Annotated in this window: 1 rRNA gene; it reads right to left on the bottom strand. The window is 53.4% G+C overall.

What is annotated here, in order from left to right:
• A 23S ribosomal RNA gene (locus QP999_RS13480) occupies nucleotides 1-2,917 on the bottom strand; the annotation flags it as partial.
• Nucleotides 2,918-2,922: the final 5 nt, after the last annotated feature.

Below are 2,922 nucleotides of genomic sequence, written 5' to 3'. Positions count from 1 at the left end.
TTGGTCTATTAGTACCAGTAGCCTTCACACCTTGCAGTGCGTCCAGGTCTGGCCTATCAACCCCATCGTCTTTGGGGGACCTCAAATGAAACCTCATCTTAAAACAGGCTTCCCGCTTAGATGCTTTCAGCGGTTATCCCTTCCGTACGTAGCCAACCAGCGATGCTCCTGGCGGAACAACTGGCACACTAGAGGTACGTCCGTCCCGGTCCTCTCGTACTAGGGACAGCCTTCTTCAAGTTTCAACGCGCGCGGCGGATAGAGACCGAACTGTCTCACGACGTTCTGAACCCAGCTCGCGTGCCGCTTTAATGGGCGAACAGCCCAACCCTTGGGACCTACTCCAGCCCCAGGATGCGACGAGCCGACATCGAGGTGCCAAACCATCCCGTCGATATGGACTCTTGGGGAAGATCAGCCTGTTATCCCCGGGGTACCTTTTATCCGTTGAGCGACACCACATCCACAAGTAGGTGCCGGATCACTAGTCCCGACTTTCGTCCCTGTTCGACATGTCTGTCTCACAGTCAAGCTCCCTTGTGCACTTACACTCGCTACCTGATTGCCAACCAGGCTGAGGGAACCTTTGGGCGCCTCCGTTACATTTTGGGAGGCAACCGCCCCAGTTAAACTACCCACCAGGCACTGTCCCCAACCCAGATCATGGGCCAAGGTTAAGGTATCCAATCCGATCAGAGTGGTATTTCAACAACGACTCCACGCGTGCTGGCGCACACGTCTCAAAGTCTCCCACCTATCCTACACAAACCGAACCGAACACCAATACCAAGCTATAGTGAAGGTCCCGGGGTCTTTTCGTCCTGCCGCGCGTAACGAGCATCTTTACTCGTAGTGCAATTTCACCGGGCCTGTGGTTGAGACAGCAGAGAAGTCGTTACGCCATTCGTGCAGGTCGGAACTTACCCGACAAGGAATTTCGCTACCTTAGGATGGTTATAGTTACCACCGCCGTTTACTGGGGCTTAAATTCTCAGCTTCGCCACCAAAGGTGACTAACCGGTCCTCTTAACCTTCCAGCACCGGGCAGGCGTCAGTCCATATACATCAACTTAACGTCTTCGCATGGACCTGTGTTTTTGATAAACAGTCGCTTCCCTCTATTCTCTGCGACCCCACAACCCACAACACTTGCAAGAAGTGTCAAAGTCGTGTGGTCCCCCTTCTCCCGAAGTTACGGGGGCATTTTGCCGAGTTCCTTAACCACAGTTCACCCGAACGCCTTAGTATTTTCAACCTGACCACCTGTGTCGGTTTAGGGTACGGGCCATACATCCACATCGCTAGAGGCTTTTCTCGACAGTACTAGATCACCAACTTCACCCACATTCGGGCTACGCATCACGCCTCAGGTACACGGTGTGCGGATTTGCCTACACACCACCTCACACGCTTACACCAACAATCCACTAAGCGGCATGGCTACTACACTGTGTCACCCCATCACTTGAACCACACATCAGGCCCCACGACATCAACAAACCAACGTGCTCAAAGAACACAACGATTCGCATCCGCGGTGGTTAGTATCAGTGCTTTATCATGGGCGCGGATATACGGGTACCAGAATATCAACTGGTTATCCATCGACTACGCCTGTCGGCCTCGCCTTAGGTCCCGACTCACCCTGGGAAGACGAACTTGACCCAGGAACCCTTAGTCATCCGGCGGGAAGGATTCTCACCTTCCAATTCGTTACTCATGCCTGCATTCTCACTCGCACACACTCCACGCCGCCTCACGGTAACGCTTCAACACATGCACGACGCTCCCCTACCCAACACATAAAGTATTGCCGCGGCTTCGGCGGTGTGCTTGAGCCCCACTACATTGTCGGCGCAGGACCACTCGACCAGTGAGCTATTACGCACTCTTTCAAGGATGGCTGCTTCTAAGCCAACCTCCTGGCTGTCTTCGCGATCCCACATCCTTTTCCACTTAGCACACCCTTAGGGGCCTTAACCGGCGATCTGGGCTGTTTCCCTCTCGACTATGAAGCTTATCCCCCACAGTCTCACTGCCGCACAACACAATTAGTGGCATTCGGAGTTTGGCTGACATTGCTAAGATTGTAGTCCCGCTCAACCAACCAGTAGCTCTACCTCCACCAAGCTAATGCGACGCTGCACCTAAATGCATTTCGGGGAGAACCAGCTATCACGGAGTTTGATTGGCCTTTCACCCCTACCCACAGCTCATCCCCGCAGTTTTCAACCTACGTGGGTTCGCGCCTCCACAGCATCTTACTACTGCTTCACACTGGCCATGGGTAGATCACCCCGCTTCGGGTCCAGGACATGCCACTAAACACCCCATGAGGATTCGGTTTCCCTACGGCTACCCCACACGGGTTAACCTCGCGACATGCCGCTGACTCGCAGGCTCATTCTTCAAAAGGCACGCCATCACACACATACAGGTGCTCTGACGGATTGTAAGCACATGGTTTCAGGAACTATTTCACTCCCCTCCCGGGGTACTTTTCACCATTCCCTCACGGTACTCATACACTATCGGTCACACTGAGTATTTAGGCTTACCGGGTGGTCCCGGCAGATTCACAGCAGATTCCACGAGCCCGCTGCTACTCGGGCAACCCAACAACCCATGCATTGAAGCCTTCAACTACGGGACTATCACCCTCTACGGTCGGCGTTTCCACACCACTTCACCTAACAACAACACACAAGCAAACCAGTGGTAGCTGATTCACATTGGGGCCCACAACACCGCACACACAACCCCTACCAAGTATCACATGCACACGGTTTAGCCTCATCCACGTTCGTTCGCCACTACTAGCAGAATCATATTTTATTTTCTTCTCCTACGGGTACTGAGATGTTTCACTTCCCCGCGTAAACCCCCACAACAGCTATGAATTCACTGAAGGGTAACACCCCA

Origin of the sequence: Corynebacterium sp. MSK004, assembly GCF_030232515.1 — a bacterium.
Taxonomy (GTDB): domain Bacteria; phylum Actinomycetota; class Actinomycetes; order Mycobacteriales; family Mycobacteriaceae; genus Corynebacterium; species Corynebacterium hesseae.
This window is presented reverse-complemented; position numbering and strand designations above follow the sequence as displayed.